The organism is Paenibacillus larvae subsp. larvae (genome assembly GCF_002003265.1).
Classification (GTDB): domain Bacteria; phylum Bacillota; class Bacilli; order Paenibacillales; family NBRC-103111; genus Paenibacillus_H; species Paenibacillus_H larvae.
On the sequence record NZ_CP019687.1, the window covers coordinates 3,550,629 to 3,571,215 of the forward strand.

General features: G+C 43.3%; 17 protein-coding genes, 1 pseudogene and 1 riboswitch. Of the genes and pseudogenes, 4 read left to right on the plus strand and 14 right to left on the minus strand.

Features of this window, described 5'->3' with window-relative positions; translation table 11 throughout:
- Positions 1-62: 62 nt before the first annotated feature.
- Together BXP28_RS18415 and BXP28_RS18420 are read right to left on the minus strand one after the other, a co-directional pair.
- Positions 63-1,367: a nucleobase:cation symporter-2 family protein gene (locus BXP28_RS18415; RefSeq protein WP_023485062.1), complete on the minus strand. Its 1,305-nt coding sequence runs from the start codon at positions 1,365-1,367 to the stop codon at positions 63-65.
- Positions 1,360-1,974 carry a xanthine phosphoribosyltransferase gene (locus BXP28_RS18420; RefSeq protein ID WP_023485063.1) on the minus strand — a complete coding sequence of 205 codons (615 nt, stop codon included), beginning with the start codon at positions 1,972-1,974 and terminating at the stop codon, positions 1,360-1,362. The genes BXP28_RS18415 and BXP28_RS18420 overlap by 8 nt, the downstream gene beginning before the upstream one ends.
- A gap of 168 nt (positions 1,975-2,142) precedes the next feature.
- A riboswitch (purine riboswitch) is annotated at positions 2,143-2,242 on the minus strand.
- Between the two features lie 223 nt (positions 2,243-2,465).
- Between BXP28_RS18420 and BXP28_RS18425 the strand changes: the two genes are divergently transcribed.
- From BXP28_RS18425 to BXP28_RS18430, 3 genes and pseudogenes are all read left to right on the plus strand, one after another.
- Positions 2,466-5,060, plus strand: a complete 2,595-nt coding sequence (locus BXP28_RS18425; protein ID WP_023485064.1) for a beta-galactosidase — start codon at positions 2,466-2,468, stop codon at positions 5,058-5,060.
- A complete protein-coding gene (locus BXP28_RS25290) occupies positions 4,993-5,589 on the plus strand; it encodes a hypothetical protein (protein WP_309554915.1) in 597 nt (198 codons plus the stop codon). Before BXP28_RS18425 ends, BXP28_RS25290 begins: the two co-directional genes overlap by 68 nt.
- 398 nt (positions 5,590-5,987) lie before the next feature.
- A pseudogene (locus BXP28_RS18430) lies at positions 5,988-6,476 on the plus strand (diaminopimelate dehydrogenase); the annotation flags it as partial.
- A 222-nt stretch (positions 6,477-6,698) separates the two neighbouring features.
- Here the strand turns inward: BXP28_RS18430 and BXP28_RS18435 are convergent.
- From BXP28_RS18435 to BXP28_RS18490, 11 genes are all read right to left on the minus strand, one after another.
- A complete protein-coding gene (locus BXP28_RS18435; RefSeq protein ID WP_077585104.1) occupies positions 6,699-7,088 on the minus strand; it encodes a helix-turn-helix domain-containing protein in 390 nt (129 codons plus the stop codon).
- Positions 7,085-7,387 (minus strand): helix-turn-helix domain-containing protein, encoded by a 303-nt coding sequence (locus BXP28_RS18440; protein WP_158225750.1) that lies wholly within the window; start codon positions 7,385-7,387, stop codon positions 7,085-7,087. The genes BXP28_RS18435 and BXP28_RS18440 overlap by 4 nt, the downstream gene beginning before the upstream one ends.
- Before the next feature lie 82 nt (positions 7,388-7,469).
- Entirely contained in the window at positions 7,470-8,393 is a 924-nt protein-coding gene (locus tag BXP28_RS18445) for an ABC transporter ATP-binding protein (protein ID WP_036655823.1), read from the minus strand.
- Positions 8,390-9,076 carry an ABC transporter permease subunit gene (locus BXP28_RS18450; protein ID WP_036655826.1) on the minus strand — a complete coding sequence of 229 codons (687 nt, stop codon included), beginning with the start codon at positions 9,074-9,076 and terminating at the stop codon, positions 8,390-8,392. Before BXP28_RS18450 ends, BXP28_RS18445 begins: the two co-directional genes overlap by 4 nt.
- Positions 9,077-9,428: 352 nt before the next feature.
- Complete coding sequence (locus BXP28_RS18455; RefSeq protein WP_023482443.1) at positions 9,429-10,985, minus strand: elicitor-associated permease-like protein; 1,557 nt, start codon at positions 10,983-10,985, stop codon at positions 9,429-9,431.
- Positions 10,986-10,996: 11 nt separating this feature from the next.
- A complete protein-coding gene (locus BXP28_RS18460; protein WP_051427968.1) occupies positions 10,997-11,719 on the minus strand; it encodes an ABC transporter ATP-binding protein in 723 nt (240 codons plus the stop codon).
- Between the two features lie 205 nt (positions 11,720-11,924).
- Positions 11,925-12,155 (minus strand): AMEP412 family response elicitor, encoded by a 231-nt coding sequence (locus tag BXP28_RS18465; protein WP_036655827.1) that lies wholly within the window; start codon positions 12,153-12,155, stop codon positions 11,925-11,927.
- Positions 12,156-12,704: 549 nt separating this feature from the next.
- The gene (locus BXP28_RS18475; protein WP_024093027.1) at positions 12,705-12,947 is read right to left on the minus strand and encodes a response regulator transcription factor; all 243 of its coding nucleotides are present in this window, start codon (positions 12,945-12,947) and stop codon (positions 12,705-12,707) included.
- Between the two features lie 740 nt (positions 12,948-13,687).
- Entirely contained in the window at positions 13,688-16,429 is a 2,742-nt protein-coding gene (locus tag BXP28_RS18480; protein WP_023482445.1) for a UvrD-helicase domain-containing protein, read from the minus strand.
- Positions 16,430-16,597: 168 nt separating this feature from the next.
- Positions 16,598-17,239 (minus strand): thiamine diphosphokinase, encoded by a 642-nt coding sequence (locus BXP28_RS18485; protein WP_077585162.1) that lies wholly within the window; start codon positions 17,237-17,239, stop codon positions 16,598-16,600.
- A 126-nt stretch (positions 17,240-17,365) separates the two neighbouring features.
- Positions 17,366-17,605 carry a hypothetical protein gene (locus BXP28_RS18490; RefSeq protein WP_036655831.1) on the minus strand — a complete coding sequence of 80 codons (240 nt, stop codon included), beginning with the start codon at positions 17,603-17,605 and terminating at the stop codon, positions 17,366-17,368.
- Positions 17,606-17,783: 178 nt separating this feature from the next.
- Between BXP28_RS18490 and BXP28_RS18495 the strand changes: the two genes are divergently transcribed.
- Entirely contained in the window at positions 17,784-19,700 is a 1,917-nt protein-coding gene (locus tag BXP28_RS18495) for an ATP-binding protein (protein WP_023482447.1), read from the plus strand.
- On the opposite strand, the gene BXP28_RS18500 is transcribed toward BXP28_RS18495, so the two are convergent.
- Entirely contained in the window at positions 19,690-20,382 is a 693-nt protein-coding gene (locus BXP28_RS18500) for a response regulator transcription factor (protein WP_023482448.1), read from the minus strand. The two genes, BXP28_RS18495 and BXP28_RS18500, sit on opposite strands and share 11 nt — an antisense overlap.
- Between the last annotated feature and the right edge of the window lie 205 nt (positions 20,383-20,587).

The window sequence follows — 20,587 nt, forward strand, 5'->3', positions numbered from 1 at the left end:
ACAGCGGGAATTATCAGTATAAAAAAACGGCCAGCAGACATTAGACTGCTGGCCGTTATTAATTAAGCGGCATGAACGTTTTCTGCCGAAGCATGGGACTCATCCTGCTTTTTACGTCCAACTGTGAAAAGGAAGTTCATCAGAATAGCTGTCAGGCTGCCGGCCACAATGCCGTTGCTTGTTAAGATCTTGATGCTGTCCGGGAGATGGTCAAACAGGTTAGGGGCAACCGTTACTCCAAGTCCCACACTGACCGAGCAGGCAATGATCAGAAGATTCTCATGGTTATTCAGATCGATAGCACCCAGCATTTTTATGCCGGAGGATACTACCATTCCGAACATGGCAATCATAGCACCACCAAGAACCGCAGTAGGGATCAGCAAAGTCAAGGCGGCAATCTTCGGCATAAAGCCAAGGATAACCAGAATGAACCCTGCCGTTATGACAACGTCGCGGCTTTTTACTTTGGAAATCTGAATCAACCCAACGTTTTGGGAATAGGTCGTATAAGGGAAGGAGTTCATAATGGAGCCTAAAATAGAGGCAAGCCCTTCCGAACGGTATCCGCGTTTCAGATCATCGGCGGTTAACTCTTTTTCCGTGATTTTTCCAAGTGCCACGAACACTCCGGTTGATTCCATCACACTGACGATTGCTACCAGGGTCATGGTCAGTATCGAAGGCAGATGGAACGTCGGAAATCCGAAATAGAACGGATGAATCCCGTGGAACCAGGAAGCATCGAGCAGTGGCCCGATGTCCACTTTACCCATGAAAGCCCCTGCAATGGTGCCGAAAATTAAACCAAGCAAAATAGAAATGGCACGAATAAATCCGGTGAAAAAACGATTAGCCAGGATAATAAACAAGAGGACACCGAAAGAGAGAGCCAGATTGCTCAGGCTTCCAAAATCGGCACTGCCTTGCCCGCCGCCCATATCTTGCACGGCTACGGGAATCAATGTGATCCCGATGATAGTAACGACAGAACCGGTTACAATGGGAGGAAAGAAACGGGCCAACTTGCCGAAAAAACCGGCAAACAAAGCCAGGAACAAGCCGCTGGCCAGGACGGAACCGTAAATGGCGGGCATGCCGTATTCGGAGCCGATGGCAATCATGGGTCCTACAGCCGTAAAGGTACAGCCGAGCATAACCGGAAGGCCGATACCGAAGAACTTATTTCTCCAGACCTGAAGGAGAGTTGCAATCCCGCAGGTAAGCAGGTCAATGGAGACGAGGTAGGCAAGCTGTTCGGCATTTAGCTTTAAGGAGCTTCCTACGATAAGAGGGACGATAACTGCGCCTGCGTACATGGCCAGAACATGTTGGAAGCCCAGGGTAAGTACTTTGCTTTTACGCATGGGAAACCTCCTTAAGAATAGGCCTGTTTACTTCGTCTTCTACGAAAGTTACCCGTCCGTCTTCCAGAGCAGAAATCCTGGCGAGTGATTCCACAAGGTAACCGGCTTCTTTCAGCTTGTCTGCACCGGGTTGGAATGATTTCTCGATCACGATGCCGATTCCTGTTACAGAGGCGCCGGCCTTTTTGACAATATTTGCAAGCCCCAGTGCGGCTTCCCCGTTAGCAAGAAAATCGTCGATAATCAGCACGTGGTCATCGGCGGAAAGGAACTGCTTGGATACGCTGACTTCATTCGACTGCTTTTTGGTAAAAGAATAAACCGTTTCGACATACAAATTGTCCTTAAGAGTTACTGATTTTTGCTTTCTCGCGAAGACGACCGGGACCCCGAGAATAAGTCCGGCCATCATAGCCGGGGCAATGCCTGAGCTCTCAATAGTCAAAATTTTGGTGATCCGGTGCCCGGCAAACCGGCGGACAAATTCCTTCCCGATCTCCTGCATAAGATGCGCATCAATTTGATGATTCAGAAAAGCATCGACTTTCAGCACTTGGTTCGACAGAACCCGGCCTTCTTCGATAATTTTACGTTTCAACAGCTCCATGGTATCCTCCCTGATTCATTTTGTTACTGGTAATAGTTGATGCGCCAAAATAAAAAACCCGAACCTAACGACCGCATGCATCGACACGGTAACGTTAGCTCGAGTGATTAACCGGATAACAAATAGACAAAGAAAAGATGTGCTGAAACACCTTCCTTTGGCTCTATTATATGAGGTTGCATCACTCGTAGGCTAATCATTCCGGTGATTAGGTAGAGACTCCCGGGCCAATTCCCGAGATTATACGAGTTTGTTTATTTTGACTGATGGATTAAGATGCCCTTCATTATAGACTAAAGTTCTAAAAAGGGGAAGGGGGTAACAGATTTTACTAGGCAGACAAAAGAAAGATAAAAAAAGACAAAAGGAAGAAACAGGCGAAAAAGGGGCGAATCTTTAATAAATCCATGGCATCTCCTGAAAAATCCACTAGGAAAAAAGAAAGGGAAGAAGAACTATAGAAGGTAGGAAATGCAGGAGGGATTACACAGATGAATCAACCGTCAAAAACAATACTTGTATTTTACGATCCGTCTTTTCCCAAAACGGGAGCGGACTTGTCACAGGATGTTTTGAAAACGCTGCAATCAGGGTGCCGTCTTGTTTGCGCGGATGAACTCGCACATGCTTTAGAGGAGACCGAAGGGGGCACTCTGGTAAATCTCCATGCGCCTTATTTTCCCAAAGATGCATGGACCTTTATTCACAGTTATTTAAAGCGCGGAGGCGGGCTGCTTAGCATAGGAGGGGCCCCATTTAAAATCCCGGTATACAAAGAAAAGGGCATGTGGAAGCAAGAGGCTCAGCAGACTTCCTACCATCAGCATCTTCGCATTCATGAAGCCATGCCGGTGGACCCGTCTCCGATCGATCATTTAGAAGCCGTGGCTGATATTCCCCTCTATGAGCCTTATGCAGACAGTCTGACCGTAAAGCCTGCTTACAGCTTGATTCTGCATGTAACACAGCAAAGTGACGTTCCCCATGAAGGGGGAACATCAGGGCCGATGGATGCCCATATTTACCCGCTGGTGAAAGGGATATCCAAAGAAGGCAGGGAAGTGGCCGCTCCTGTAGTCCTGCTGGAAAATACGAAAGGTGCGTTTGCCGGTTCCCGCTGGATATTTGTCAATCAGGCTTTAACAGAGGCATTCTGGGAGGAAAAAGGGGCACAAGCTGTTATGGAATGGGCTGCGTTCTGTGTCCGCGGGGTGACGGAAATGTGGCTGAAGCCTCATTTTGCCGTTTATGACCCGGGTGACAAGCCTAAAGTTAAGTTCCAACTGCAAGGGCTAAGCCGCTTTTGCCAGGCTAATGACCGGAATGACAAATGGAGCTTTACGTTTACGTTCGGCAAACAAGGGGAGGCGCCCTTTTGGACTTACCAGTTTGAGATGGATAACAGCCGGGAATTGGATTTCGAACATATCCGCATTCCGGTTCAAGTGGAGTCCGGCCAATACGATATGACCTTAAAAGCCGAGTCGGACCGCGGGGAAGTCCGTTATCTCCGGCAAGGGATATGGGGCATGGATGAGCAGCTTCTGCGGGAAGGGGAATATCTTACCTGCGACCGTGATTATTTCCGTAAAAACGGACGTCCGCTGCCCATTATAGGCATGACCTATATGACCTCGGATGTGGCAAGGAAATTCATGTTCCTTCCGAATGTATCCGTATGGGACAAAGATATGGCGGCAATGAAAAAAGCCGGGATTAATATGATCCGGACCGGGTTTTGGACCAGCTACCGGCATATTTCCTATATGGACGGGCATCCCTCGGAGGGTGTGCTCAGGGCCATAGACGCATTCATTCTCACCGCCAAAAAACATGATATTGAAGTATGTTTTAACTTCTTCGCTTTCACTCCGGAAATGTGGGAAGGAAGCAACCCGTACCTGGACCCGCGCAGTGTAGAAGCACAAAAACGGTTTATTGCGGCATTTGTTTCCCGGCATAAGGAAACGAAGAACCTTCATTGGGATTTGATTAATGAGCCTTCCATGTTTGATCATAAACGGGAGTTTCTAGGTCCCCGGAGCTGTCAGGACCCCTACGAGAAAGCCGCTTATATCGAATGGCTTAAACGGCGCCATCAGGGGGATATCCGCAAGGTGCAGGAGGCTTGGGGGCTTACGCCGGACCAACTCCCTGATTTTGACTCGGTGATTTTGCCCGAGCCGGAAGAGATCAATTTCGATATTCAGGACATGCTTTTCGGGAAAAAGGGCAGCTGCTGGCTTGATTATTCCCTGTTTACTATGGATATGCTGAACCGGTGGGCAGAGCAGCTTAACGAGACCATCCGCTCCATTCAGCCCAAACAGTTGATAACCATTGGTCAGGATGAAGCGCTAGGAGCCCAGCGTCCGTCCCCGTTCTTCTACGAACAGGCCATGGACTATACGACTAACCATTCCTGGTGGCTAATGGATCAGCTCGTATGGGATGGTATCTTTGCCAAGACGCCTAATAAGCCAAATCTGATCCAGGAGACCGGCATCATGTATGTGGAAACGCCGGACGGCAGGGCTAAACGCAGCGAAATCGAACTCCGGAATATTCTGGAACGGAAATATGCATATTCGTTCTCTACAGGGGGAGCGGGGGCTGTACAATGGCTGTGGAATACGAATTTCTATATGGATAACATCAATGAATCGAATATCGGCGCTTTGCGTGCGGACGGTACGGAGAAGCCTGAGGCGAATGTCTCCTATGATTTTGGCCGCTTCATGGAAGCGTGCCGGGACCTGTTTGAAGACCGCAAGCTGGAGGATGTTGTAGTGGTTTTCCCATACTCTAATGATTTGTCCAACCGCAGCTTTGCAGTCGAAGCGACGAGCCGTCTGACCCGGGTACTGGCTCATGAAATGAACGTCCATTTCCGTGCCATGGGCGAATATCAGCTGGATGCGCTGAAAGACCAGCCAGCAAAGCTGATTGTGCTGCCAAGCGCACATAACCTCAGTGAAAGCGCATTTGCCTATCCGGCAGCACGGCGGAACACTGCTGGTGACGGGTCCGCTCGGTCTGACCGAGTACTGGCAGCCGGCCAAACGCCTGCAGGATGCGCTGGGTGAACGCATCCTGGCGAATGTGCTTCGCGAGGAGGCCATCGAGGTAGGCGGCAGGGTTGTGCCGCTTGCCTATGGCCGCCGGAAGATCGCGAAGCTGAACAAGGAGGTTGCGGTAGACCCTGCAACCGGCCTTGCGAGCAAGCAAATCGCGCAGCTGCACGAGGTGCAGCTGAGGCAGGGGCGCTTGCTCTGGTGTGGGCTCCCGGTCGAGATGAATGACCGGGAGGAGGCGCTGCACGTGCTGTATTCGCACGTGTTGGAACAGTGCCGGGTGGAGCCGGAGCTCACCTGGCACAAGGGCGGCGGGCTGGCCGGCATCTACGGCCGCAAGCTCAGCTTCCGCGAGGGGGCCTTGTACATTTTCGTGTCGGAATACGCCTATAACGCCGACATTATGGTACAAGACCCTGCAACCGGCCGGACCTACGAGTTCGTTCTGGAAACCGAGCGTTCGGTTATGTTTGCTACAGATCTCACTGGCAAGGTGCAGCAAGTATACCGTCCGGACGAAGTAAGTATTATCTTTGGATGAAGCTACGATCAGGCTCTCCTCTCTCCTTCTGAACGAGTGAAATTGGGTTAAATCTACTTTTATGTTCCATACTTTCCCTTTGGCCAGTTCCACAATGTCTTGGAGGGAATCAAAAAACATCAGATTCCCATGATTCAGTACGCAAACACGATCACTAGTCATTTCGATATCTTCAGAGATAGGGGTGGAGAACAAAACAATACGATGAAGAGACAAATCTCTTATTAAGCTTCGGAACCTTAACCTCTCTTCCGAATTATCTAATGTTGTCAATATTCTTTTAATTTCTCTAAATATAAGTGTATCCGTCGTCATGTTTGGGCTGAATGTATTTTTCCTGATATACTGAACAAAACAATTGTTAAAGCTTTGTTAATTGGGACAGGAGGAGAAGCAGCATGAGTCAAATTAGAGTTGGAATTGTCGGATACGGAAATTTAGGAAAAGGTGTTGAACTTGCACTCAAGCAAAATCCGGACATGAAACTGGAAGCCATTTTTACAAGAAGAAATCCGGAATCCGTCGAGTCCGGTTCCCCCATGGTTTCAATCTCAAAAATGGACGAGTACCGGGGAAAGATCGACGTGATGATCCTGTGCGGCGGTTCGGCTACGGACCTTCCGGAACAGGGTCCTCTGTTTGCGGAAGCATTTAACACCGTAGACAGCTTTGATACCCATGCCAAAAATCCGGAGTATTTCGCCAAGGTTGATGCTGCGGCGAAAGCCGGCGGTCATGTGAGTGTGGTCTCTACAGGATGGGACCCGGGTTTATTTTCCCTGAACCGTCTGTTGGCGCAATCTGTACTTCCTAAGGGCAATGAATACACGTTCTGGGGGAAAGGGGTCAGCCAAGGGCACTCCGATGCAATCCGCCGTGTGTGCGGATTTGACGATAACCAAGTACACCCTTTCTCTTGTCATAGCGAAGTTTCGCTTCCTTGGCCAATGAAAGGATTTCAAGTTCCCTGATGGATGGTTTCCATTTTAGCCATTTATAATAGGCAGATCGAGTGACTCCGGCTAGCTTGCACAGCTTCGTGACGGGATAGCCTTTCTCAGCGTGCAGTTCTTGGATAGCTTGATACCAGTCTGCATGTCGGACTAACGTTAGCGTGTATGTCGTCGCCGGATCTCTGCCAACTTTTTTGCCAGAGCGTTCTCCATTTCTAAATACTCGTTCCGTGCTTCTAATTCTTTGATCCGAAGCTTGAGTCGTTCATGATCATCCAACTCTTCCGCAGGCTTGTTACGACCGCGATTGTCCTTGAGGGCTTCCTCACCGCCAGATTTATATTTACGAACCCATGCGTACACCTGTGAATAAGAAACATCATATTTCTCCATGGATTTCTGATAATCCAGATCATTTGCGATCGTATACTGTGCAATTTCAATGCGTTCTTCGAAAGTGGTTTTACGTCCTTTGTTCATACGAGATAGTCCAATTCCTTTACGAGTAGATTTTATTTCTACCCCATTAGTATACTTGGAGATCATCTCGTCAAAACACTTTTACTAGAAATATGATACTTCTTTGTCGCCTCTCGTATAGAATGACTACCGGATAATACATCTCTGATTGCAGCCAGCTGCAGATCCTCTGAGTAAGCTTTACATCCTCTGGATTCCTTTAATCCGTCAAGACCATCTGCTTTATACTTCCTTACCCAATCTGTTACCGTGTTTTTGTCTATTCCCAGCTGTTTCGCCTCATAACTTGGGTTTGTCTCATTCTGAAGACATCGCTTTACGACACGTAGCTTTACCTCTAAAGAAGTTGGACTCCTTTTGGACATTGTAAAAACTCCCATCATTGTAGAGTAGATGTTTTTGTTTTTTCTACTGTCTACTATGAGGGGAGCATATCACAATAGAATTCTATGAAATTTTGCTGTTTTGTCTTGTCTCGAGGAATATGTCTTTCAGGGACGGTTCATCAACATTTACCCGGAAGATGTCAATGTCGTATTTGGTTAACGTTCTAATAATGGTTGGGATTTTGTCCTCAGACTCTACTACGATAGAAGTCCGGCTCCCTTTAAACTGAATATCCCGGCCAAGAGATTCCAAGAACTGTTGAATCGTATCCTTTCGGGTTGAAAATGGTGAATGCTGAATTTCAACTGTAACAGCTGACATGTAATGAGCTCTTAGGTCATTTAAGGTACCTTCATTTAAGATTTTGCCACTTTTCATAATAGCAATCCTCGTACAAATCTTCTCCACTTCATGCAAGTTATGAGAAGTCATAAAAATGGTTTTTCCCTCTTCCTGCAAGTTGACGATTAACCGTTGAATACTAAGTGCGGATTCAGCATCAATTCCAGAGGTTGGTTCATCCAAAAAAATTAAATCCGGATTATGGACAATAGCTTGTGCAATGCCTAATTTCTTCTTCATTCCAAAGGAATATTTTCCGGCTTTTTTCTTGGCATGTTCAAGCAAACCAACTCTTTCTAAAACAATCTCGCATTGTTCAGTCGAAAGTTTGTGTCCAGTTATTCTTCCATAATATTTAAGATGGTCTATTGCTGTTAATGAATCGTAGAATGTTGAATAATCCGGCAAGACACCTATGCGATGGTAAACCTTTTTTAGTGAAGATTCATTCAATAATTTAAAACTGCCCGAAGTTGGTTGGATAATTCCCGTTATCATATTGATAAACGTAGATTTCCCGGCACCATTACGGCCAAGAAACCCGTAAATTTCACCTTTTTTAATTTCAAGATCAAGTTTATTGACTACAGTTCTCGTTCCATATATCTTCGTCAGACCATTTACCTCGATAACATTCATCATAAATCTCTCCTTTTGAATAAGGCTAAAGCGATAAACAGTACTAACAGAGCGTAAACAAGATTAATTAGAATAAAATAGTTCCCCAAACTTGAATAGTAATAGGGCGTAAGATATTTAAACGAATTGACGAGGTTATTGTTGGAATAGATTGACCAATAGCTTAATGCTGGAAAAGCCAATGAAAATACAATACTGAAAAACATTGAAATAGAAGGTTTGGGAATAATTACAGAAAACAGGATAGTAAATGCAATTCCAACCGAAATAAAGGTCATGCAATCCATAACATTGAACCATAAGAATTTTTTAGATACCAGTGAAATTAATATGAAGGAACATACAATACAGCACAGCCAAAAAAACCAGACCCCTAAATACTTCCCTGCTATAATTTTATTTCGGGTTGTTTTCGTAACAAGAAATCTCATTGTCCTGGAACTAACTTCTCTGTTAATCATATCGTGTGATAGTCCAGAAATAAAAAGAATACCAAGCAGAAAGACAATAAATAACGTCCCCATGGCATAACCATCAGAACCCAATCCCAGCTCTTTAAGTTGGTCCGCTGACTTTTCCATAATATCCGCAATCAAGTAGGTGACTCCAAAAATAATGACGATCACGATAATGGATTTCACACTTTTAAAAAGGTTTCTAAATTCTTTTGTACAGATTGCCCACATTGAAAATTCCTTCCCTTCCATTTTAGATAGATGTACAACATATTGATAATGAGATTGGATATCCTTGGATTCATATCCCTTCAAATGAGTTTGGCTGTTACCCCAAGGCCAGTAATGCCGGAGTTCAGCATTCTATGCAAATTGGCTTGATCATTAAAAAACCTCTCAAAGCATGGATTTGAAGAGATTATCTTGCAGCATCATTTCGGTCAGGAGGTGCTATTTTTTAAAAAAATCCAGCACCGGCTCTAAAAGACCTGTAAATTTGAGCGCGATAAACACAATACATAAAATAGTAAAAAACAAGCTGATTTTCCCCGTCTTTTTTTCTTATCATTTCGATCTTGGTCTGTCATAAATGATTCTCCTTTGGTTTATTTATAGTAATTTGAGTACTCTTGTAGATCATGGCTATAACTGTTAAAAAAGCAATTAGCAGTATAATAACTGCCTGAATAGATAAACTATTATTTTCTACGGTATGCATCAGAAATCCGTAAAGGATGCTAAATAATATCAGTAAAGGAATATTCCATACTAAAATGTAATAGAAAATAGTCCGGGCCAAAGATCCATCATACCTGTAGCCGGCAGAGTTTTTGTTGCTTTTGTGAATAACACGTGATACCAATACTTTTGAAGATATATAAGACATCAACAGCAATTGAACAAGACTAAAGAGTATAAATTCCCAGCGGACAGACTCGGCTATACAAATTAAAATGACAAAAGTGCCAGAGACCAAAGTTGAAAGAATAAAAAGGAGGATACACCGGCTTTTGAACAAACTTTCTATGTCAAAAGGTATTGAAAACAATAAATCCGTATGATCAAGATCATCTGTTTGAAGCAGACTCAAAGTGATGGCCGTGATTATCGCAGTAAATACACTTATAAAAATTGAAAAAAATACGCCTGATGAAGCAAATTGGATTTTGATTTCAAGCACACTGGTAAACAAGACAGGTGTTATGTACACCGAAAATAATTTAGGTGACCTAATAAGATAGAGAATGTCTTTTTTGAGGAAAAAATTTTGTACATACTTATTCAGGGCCACAGAGATTTTGCTTATGTAAAATGATTTTTCCAAATCCCTGGATGAAACAGATAATAACCCTTTCTTATAACAATAACCGGTTAAAGAATAAGCCAAAAACAACAGGATGATCATATTGGCAATTGAAATCAAAGTAAATATTCCCGCATTTGCACCATTAATTTGATTGGCCAGCAAATACTCCGGATACTTAAATAAGACGTGAAAAATCCCTCTAATCCAGTAGTCATGTACCAAGAAGAAGGATTTATAATTTTGTAAAAACACAATTATGGCTATAACTCCAACTGATGCTATTGTCATCAATGTATAAGCTACTGTTTTTAATCCCTTTCCTTTAGTAAGGATGTAAGCAAAGGCAAATAGAAAATGTGCAAAAGAGCTTGATAATATGGCTGTAGCCACGATTTGGGGGATTGTTATTAAAACAATTCCCAAGTGTATGTTACCAGCAAAATAATTGGCTGTGACAAATGGGATCATGAATAAACAGCCAATTATTAATACGTCAAAAACGATGATAAAAAATCTCGAAAGGATGATTTGAGAGTTTCTGATAGGTACAATGAGCAATATTTCACGTTCCGGTGAAAGAAAATATTCCTTATAATATTTTTTTATGGAAGATGATAACGAAATAACACAGATAAAAGCAAACACACTCAATGAATATTTATTCATGTTTTGCTGAATACTCTGAGGAAACAATTTGATAACAAAATACACAATCGTCGTTATAACAGCAATCAAAATAAAAAAAGCAACCTTATCAGCTAGTGCCTCTGCACTGGACCTTCTATGGTTACTATTAAGTTTGTATTTGAACGTTAAGTATTTAATGAAATTCATGCAGTTTCACCTCATTTCTCAACAACCGATAGCAAGTAATCCTCAACAGAAGTGACCGTTTTACGTATATCATTTACTGCAATGTTATTTTTGACAATTCTCCCTTTATCAATAATCGTCACAGTATCTGAAATCTCTTCTATAGTATCCAAAGAATGGGAAGAAAGAAAAACCGTTCCTCCATTTTGGGTATATTCATTTAACATCGTTTTAAATTGTTTCATACTTAAGGGATCGAGACCCAAAGTAGGTTCATCGTATATCAGGAGTTTCGGATTATGGATAATAGAAGATATAATGGCAACCTTCTGTTTATTTCCTCTTGATAGAGTTTTTATGAGTGTATTTTCATATTCTTCCATTTCATAATGTTCAAGGTATTTATGAATAGTTGACTCAATTTCCTTCATATTATCCATACCATAAAGATATGCAATGAAATTCAAATGCTCAAAAACTGTAAGCTTTTCGAAAACAGCTGGATAATCCGGACAATATCCTATATGCTTTTTATATTCAGGATTTTGGTGATCTATCTTGTTGTTTAAAAAATATACCTCGCCCTCATCCGGTAATTCAATACCCATAATAATCTTGATAGTGGTTGATTTTCCGGCACCGTTTCTACCTAAATACCCGCAAATGGTTCCGCTTTTTATACGAAGAGAATCTATGCTAAGAGCGTATTTTCCATTGTATTTTTTTTTGACTTCTTCCATTCGTAAGATATTCAAAATAGCAATCTCCTTCACAGGCTTGGGTAATTTATAGTAATGACAACATTTTCCATATTACCCATCAAGTGTAAAATCCCTATCATCTGATGGATAATAAGTTTATTTCATTAATTGACAAATATTATAGTTTTAGAGATGCAATGTAGCCAGAAACTATCATTGCATCTCTTTTACTACTAACTTATTTGATTATGAATCCGGATTAATATTCAAGAATCATTTTAATAATTTCATAAATTGAGTATCCTTTTACGAACCAATCAATAACTTTTTGCGGGTTGTTTTTAATAAAGGCAAGGATTTTTGCTGTTTCGGCTGCAGTTTTCTTTCCTGCTGCAGCAGCAAACTCGGCTGCCCACTTTAAGAATGATACAACTTTATTCCAAGGAACTTTTTTTACAAGAGCTTTTAATGCAGCTAGAATTGCAGACATTGATCTTCCTCCTACAATGTTTTTTTCCAAAGGCCTTTGGTTAAATCTATAATATATTCAAAATTTACAATATTCAACATATTTGGAAGGTTATTTCGTTTGTCCGAAATTTTTAAATTTGCAGAGTTTAAACAACTTATGGCAGTTGAACTATTGGACAACTGATGATGGCCGGAAATTCCCTCATCTAAGATGCAATTCAGCTCACTTGAATCTACACGGAAACTTTTTCCGTTGGAATAAACTTTTAGGTGATCGCTTGAAGGGTTAATAGCATCATACATTCCGAATGGATCGTTCATTCTAACAAGTGAATGGATTATGCATACCCTAAAATCAGCCAGAAGATCAAATTGAAAAAGATGATCCCTGATGAAATGATGAAATCAGGAGCCATCTTTTTAATGTTTAAGAACCTCTTTTGATAATCCGCAATTAGGGGAGTTTAAGGAGTCAATGATTACAGCTTGCCTTTGAGATTTCAGCATTTCGGATCAGAGCCCCCCTTTATATCAGGCCCTAAAAAAATTATGTAATGTGGAAAGGCAACTAAAAACAGACAAACAAGGCAGCTGCAATAATCGAATTCAAGATTTTCAGTTTGTAGGCCTTAGCGACAATGCCAACCCTGGTTTGCACGTTTAGTTTCTTGGAAATATCAGAGATATAATATTCTATCATTCTTTGGGAATAATTTAACTCATCAGCAATTTGTTTATTAGGCATCTCCTTTGCTATCATTTTTATAATTCTTAGTTCTGTTTGAGACATACCCCATATTTTATCTTTCATATTCTCCTCCATCCTTTTAATGTTGATGTGCAACACCGTTAGAGATATAAAGGAATTACTGATTCTACCTCCTTTCACAACTATCCTATTGAGGGTCTCAGGATCTAACAGGAAGGTGGAAAAGGGTGCATTGGGAAAATTACTACTTGAAAGAATGTATGTTCTTAATTTCAGCTTCCACTATATTTTATTCTCGTGCCTTTTTTAGAGAAACTCGCAATTAATCTCTCGGATTTATCTGATTCTTTGATATTGATGGGGAGGGAATGTAAGTGTGAGGACAAATTACATATAAAGGGAACTACTATCCTGCTTTATTATACAAAAATATACTAATATTTACAAGTTTTTTATATCATAGGAATTTATAAATAATTCTACCGTCCTACAGTGTTATCTGGTGGCTTTTAGATCAAGAATAAATCAAATTGTCGACAAATTTCTCTGGTTAGGGCAGTCGGTAGCCAAAATTATCTTTGATGGTTCATTTAGGTTTTTCTGAACAAAGGGGATAATGACACTAGGGAGAGATGAAGGGACTCGCTTCTTTATAAAAAGAGAGGTTCCAAAAGATACTCCAGCATATACAAGGGCTGTTCCAAAAACAGATCCAACCAATTTGGGACAGCCTTATGCTAGTAAATTTTTTACAGATAGATTATTTAACAATCAGAACTGAGATGGCGGAATAAAGAGTTACTGCATCTATGGCGATTTATTCAATTGGGTTAGCATTTGGGTCAGCCCCGTACTTGGACAGACCTTATTCCCTTTCTCATGGGAGATTTGCACAGCGGGGAGTCTTTGGATGCGTTACGGTCAACCGTCTCCCTTTCTTCCATTTTTACCCAAGATTTGCAGGTCTTATCGGTACATACCCAGGCCGGTACCATTTTAGATGCAGGTTTCGCTGCTGCTACCGAAGGTGTGGACGACGATGCAGCGGGTTTGGCCGGCATGGCGGGACGGCTTGGAGAGGCAGATTTCTGTCCGGATTCTATCTTGGCAGCAAGCATTCGTGCTGCTCGATCCGCCTTTTCTTCCTTGGTCAGCTTGGGTTTATTCTCCGGCCTTTCTTTTTTCTCAATTGAGCTGATGCTGAAAGAAGGGGCGGCTGCCGGTGCCGGCTTCAAATATGAATCAACGGCAGAAACAGGCTGTCGATCCAAGCTTTTGGTAACAGTATGCGTATACACGGACAGGGAAGTTACGGATGCAGCCGGTGAGACTAATTTTGGCTGATCGTGACGGGCCTTCCTTTCCGGCTGGCTGGAATTTGTACCGTAACCTGCGGTATAAACCTGTGTCCGTACCGTCTTTTTGTCTGATGCATTCCCCATTTCAGGCATAGAACGATCCTGTATGGCGGACGGTTTTTTTGCAGCTGAAGCAGGGACAGGCTGCGCCGTATTGGAAACCCTTGATCTGCGGGATTCAAAAGGCTGCAGGATGAACCGGCTTACGTGTGCCTGCTTTCCGCGGTAATATCCGGGAGAACTGATATAAAGTTCTTCTTTGGCTCTGGTTACCGCCACATAAGCCAGCCGTCTTTCTTCTTCAAGGGCAGCCGCCGCTCCATGTTCTCCCTCAAACCGGTTGTCTTTACAGCCTTCCTTTTTTAAGGAGGTGCTGTGCGGAAGTACTCTCTCTGAAACACCGATCAGGTAGACTACTGGAAATTCCAGCCCCTTGGAACGATGAATGGTCATAAGTTTTAATGCATCAGATTCATCTTCTTTTTTTAAGGATTCCATCACCATGTATTTATCTGTAATCCTGTCTACAAAACCCAGGAATTCTTCGAGCCCGGTAAAGCGTCTCGCGGATGTTTCCAGTTCATCCAGCATTTCTTTTAACGTTTCCTTGTACTGGGTATCGGGTTCCGGATCATAGGCGTCTATAAAGGCGTCGTAGAATTTGATCCTGATTTGGCGAATGGCCTCTTCCGGCTTAAAGGCCTGGAGTGATTTGATCATTTTTAGCCGTTCCATAAGTTTTTCCTTTTGATTCTCTTTCAGGTCAGGATGATCCATCAGGTGTATGAGTGGCCATTTTTTAGCTTTTTTCTTTTCTTTTTCTCTGATCCAGGAAGCGCCTTTTTCCTTTGCGATATATAAAGTGAGCAGTACACCTTCGCACGCTTTCATGTCTCTAGAATTAAGGGCAAGTCGAAGATGATTCAGAACAGGCCTTATCAGCCAATGGCGGTAAAACAAATCTGAGTTTCCATACTGGACGAAGGGAATGTCTTCCATCAACAACCGCTCGAAGAAAGCACGGCTGTAGCTGGCCGTACGGTGCAAAATCGCGATATCTCCATATTTTCGTTTGCCTTTCCCGACCTGCTGCTTTATATGTTCCAGTATTGCCTCTGCCTCATGATCGGTGGTCAGCGGAGACAGATATTGTACAGTTCCTTTTTCCCGTATTCCGGTGTAAAGAGTTTTAGGCCTTCGTTCTTCATTATGGGAAATGACCTCATTGGCTAATCCCAGAATGGAGGAGCCTGAACGGTAATTCACATCCAAAGTGATCACACGGGCAGCGGGATATTGTTGTTCAAACTGCAAGATATAGGCTTGCCGTGCACCGTTAAAAGTATAGATAGTCTGATCATCGTCTCCAACTGCCATCAGATTGCAGTCGGGTTCGGCAATCATCCGGACCAGCTGGTATTGGAGAGGGTTGGTGTCCTGAAATTCATCCACCATGATATAAGCATATTGGCGGCGAATTCGTTCTAATACTTCAGGGTGGCGGGTAAAGAGCTTGTGGGCTTCAAGCAAAATATCATCAAAATCCATTTTGCCTTCCGCCTTCTTCCAGCCTTCATACTGAAGCAATACCGGTTTCAGCTGCTGTTCCATGGAAGTTCGGGCAGGCCATTCTTCCGGAGAAAGCATAGAGGATTTCCATGCGGATAACCGGGATAGTGCAGTCTCTGGTTCCCATGCTTCCTGTAACCCGGCGATTTTCAGAAGACGCTTCATGATGAAGTGCGGTCTCCGCTGATCTGTCAGCAGGTCATCTTCACACCCTTCCTGCCTTATAACCTGAAGGAATAGAGAGTGAAACGTTCTGGCCCCTACCAGTTTGGCCTCAACTGCGGAAATTCCGGGCAGGTCTGCCAGCCGTTCCCGCATTTCTGCCGCCGCTTTAGAAGTGAAAGTAACAAGCAGAATTTGCCGGGGATCGACTTGCCGAACCTTGAGCAGATAAGCTGCCCGGCAGGTTAATACCGAAGTTTTGCCGGTTCCGGCTCCGGCTAATGTAAGCAGAGGCCCCCTATCATGTCGAACAGCCTGAATCTGCGTTTCGTTGAGAGATATCCCTGCTTTCTCTATCATTCTAAAAAATGCGGCATCCGGTTCATTAGGTGAAACAAGGTGCTTACTTGTCAGAACCGAACCGGCGGGAGCCACGGGCATAGGAAGGGCTCCAGCTCCGAACGGTTTTGTTGTAAACAATTTATGATTATTCATAGCAGTAATTACAAACTCCTTATTCAAACAGTTTATGTAGTCCAGTATTCCAGTCTACAACATTTGAGCAGATTAGGCACCCCTCTGGGGCCATGAAATCGGATTCTAAAAAAATTTTATTAAGTCGCGTAATGCGCATCTACAAGTGCAAACTGAAAAATCCTTCCGTCAGTCTATACTTTGGATGACCAGCAGTTCACCGGTCAGAAGCGATATACGGCCTGTTTCCCCGGCCATAACATTGCTGATTCCGAGCGATTGTCCAATTTGGAGAGTCGCGTGATCAAGAGGATATTTGAAGCCCTCAAGTGTTATCCCGGTAACCGATGAACTGAATGGCAGAAGAGATACATGTATGTATTTAGTTTTATGGAGGATGGCCGGGCGGTTAATCAGCCGGATTTCATTGTGAGTATCGATAATGCGGGAGGGAATGCCGTTCTCCAGCCCCTTTTTGAGCAAATGAATATTGACAATGGAATGATCCCACCGTGTACCGAGTGCCCCGAGCAGAAGGATTTCAGAAGGCTTCATGGAAATGGCGGCATCGAAGGCCATCTCCGTATCCGTCACATCTTTATCAATCGCATCACATGTAAGAACTTTTCCGCTCTTTAGCTTAATTTCCTCCAGCTCCTCAAGGCTCACAGAATCAAAATCGCCAAGGGAGAGGAAAGGGGAATAGCCCATCCGAATAAGGCGGAGAGCACCCCGGTCAGCTCCTATAAGAAGATCTTCCGGTTTAATACAATCTTGTATCCAGTCACCCGCTGCTCCTCCGGTTAGAATAACAATGCGTTGTCCGTTCATAAATGCAAATGGCTCCTCCTAACATAATGTAAGATTATTATAGCACAACCAGGAGGTGCCGTTCCGCGCCATAATAACGAAAAAAGCCCGGGATGGTTCCAACCGGGCCGTAAAAAGACAGGAGGTTTATTTGTCGCTTTGATCTATATGGAGGCGTGGAGGTGTATTTTCTTTTTGATTATGATCTATCTCTGCTTCATTTAGTGAAAATCCTTTTAATTCCCATGTTGTTTTACCCAGAATGACGTCGGACGGGAAAGTATCTCCTCTTTTCAGAATGGCTTCATGACCGTCCTCATCAGCATAAACGCCATCTGTTTCCACCGTCTCACCGGACATTGGATCCATGGACTTATCGTTTGACATGGCACATCCACCTCCTTTCATAATGTTACGATTTCCCAATGGCAAGAAAAATATCATAGCGCTGATTTTGTCGAATTACATCAAGTTTTGCTTGATGGCAGAGAAGTAGACAGGAAAAGAGAAAAAGACATAGAATTGTGTAAAACGATGTAACAACTTGTCGCTAAGAGGTAGCAGAATGAATATGAATAGGAACTTTTCAAAAGGCCTTTTCATTTTGATCAGTCTGTGGTTGCTTGGGATGGCTTTTCATTTTCCGGTATCCGCAGCCCAAAATGATTTAGGCGGATCTGCTGCACAGATGGTGAAGATTAAGGACTGGCAGTATCGGTGGGGAGATTCCCCGTTCGATTTTTCCGGCAAGCCTTTGTGGATTAAGGAGGAAAGCAAGTCGGGTGAGAATTGGTCATCCAGTAGAATGGAACGAAACAAAGAAATGGCATCTTGTCCCCGGGATGTCTGGGTCCGGACTCATCTGCCGAAAGGCGGCTGGAAGGACCCCGCCCTGCTTGTTCAAATTTACCAATTTTTCGAGGTTTATACGAAGGATGGCCTGATCTACCGCTACGGGAGCTGGAAAGAGCACGGTCCTTTCCGTTATCAGGGAACTCCTCCCCGTATAGTCTCGTTGCCGGAAAAGGCACTGGGGGAACCCCTTTATATCCGAATTCATTCGGATGGTCCCATGATTGGCATTGCCGATGAGGCCAAGCTGGGCTCCAAGGCAGATATTTTCCTGCAATTGTTGAAAACGGATGCCAGCAAGGCGTTCTTTGGCGGATTTTTTATTTTGGCCGGCCTTGTTTTTTTGTATGTCCATCTTCGCTTTCGCAGCCAGCAGTTATTTTTTACGTTTTCATTTTTTAGTATATTTTTCGGCATCTATGTACTGGTATGCAGCAATCTGATTTATCTGTTTTTGGATTATCCGTTAATTTGGGCCCATGTGGAATTAATCTCCTTGATGCTTGGTGTAACCGGGCTAATCTACTTTGTCAGACAGCTGTTTGGCGGAGGAAAGTTCAGGTACATGGATTGGCTGTGCAAGATACATTCGGTCTATACGGTAGGCGCTTTATTTCTGCTGATGGGAAATATAGTTAAGATTCCGGAAGTGCTGCTCGTATACCAGTATCTGCTTATCGCCACCATGGCGCTTGTCTTTATCCGGGTGTTTGTTGTTGCCTGGAAGGGGAATGCGGAAGCCAAATGGGTGGCTATCGGCATCTTAATAGTCAGCGTAGCCGGACTCACGGATATTATTCAAAACATGTTCATGCTTCAAAGAGTGCTTCCTCCTCTGACTTATATCGCTCTCTTTTTGTTTATGTGTGTATTGATTATTCTTTTGGTCAAACGTATTGTAGACATGATGACCCTTGTGAAAAAATCGGAGAAACTCTCAGTGGCAGGACAGATGGCTGCGGGAGTAGCCCACGAGATCCGAAATCCTCTGTTTATTATTTCAGGCTTTTTACAGCTGTTGAAAAAGAATCCGGGGAATACATCCTATGTGGATGTCATGATCACGGAAGTGGAACGAATAAATGGTATCGTGGACGATTTCCTTTTGCTTTCAAGGCCCGGTGATATGAAGATGGAGAGCCAGAAAATTGAGGATATTGTTGAGGAGACCATGAGACTGTTTCAATCCAATGCGGAAGATATAGGGATAGAGATTGTACTGGTCAAGGAGGCCGATCTTCCGCCCGTTTTTTGTGAACCGAACCAGCTTAAGCAGGTACTGATCAATATGATTAAAAATGGAATGGAAGCTATGAGTCAAGGGGGGCGTATTACGATTGAATTGACTTACCCGCTCAAAGACTACCTTCAGATCCGCATTTGTGACCAGGGTGAGGGAATAGATCCGGAAGCATTGGAAAGGATAGGCGAACCGTTTTATACGACCAAGGAAAACGGTACTGGCCTGGGACTTATGGTGAGCTGCCGTATTATCGAGTACCATCATGGCAAATTAAATGTATACAGTAAAAAGGATGAGGGCAGTACGTTTGAAATACTGCTGCCCCTGGATCCGGGGAAATCGGATCCGGTCCATAAAAAAACGGATCATGCAAGCATCATCCGTTAAATTTATACCCAACTCCGCGTACTGTTATAATATATTTCGGGTCTGCCGGGTTGGGTTCTATTTTTTTGCGCAGGTTACTTACATGTACAATCAAGGTGCGTGGGTCTCCAAGGCTGTCCACGCTCCATACTTTCTCAAATAATTCTTCAATCCGGAATACATGATTAGGATTACTGGCCAACAAACTAAGCAGGGCAAATTCTTTGGCTGACAATGAAACCGTCTCTCCTTGTGCCTCTACCATATGGCTTGCCAAATCAATAGATAGCCCGGGAAAACGGATCACCCGGTTTTCGCCGGAATTGCTGGTCCTAATGGAACATCTTCTTAGTAAAGCCCGAATTCGGGCTAACAATTGCCCGGGATTATAAGGTTTGGTTATGTATTCGTCTGCTCCCTGGTCCAGCGCCTCAATGATGACAGAGTCGTCTTTTTGACTGGAGAGAAATAATATGGGGGTGGAACTCGATTGTCTAAGAAAACGACAGATTTCCAGACCGTTTACATCAGGAAGGGCCAATTCCAGAATGATCAGGTCAGGGCTTTCCTTAGGGATAAGATGGACGGCCTGTTCCCAGGTTCGCGCGACCGTCACATCATAGGCATGTTCCAAAAGATGGGGTTTCAGCTCGTCCACGGCTTCAGGATCCGAATCAATAACAACAATTTTTTCTCCAGACATGTGTACCTCCTTATCAGTTTTAACAAGAAAATATGTATGTACATTTGATACTTTCTTCCTATTATAGAACGGAATCTACAATGTTATCTATCTTTTTATATGCTTTTTGGATGTTATTTTTCAATATTTGTAAAAAATTGTCCAATTATGGAGCTTGAGGCCTAGTAAAGGTGTCGGGTATTTATTTCAAATCAGACTGTAAAAA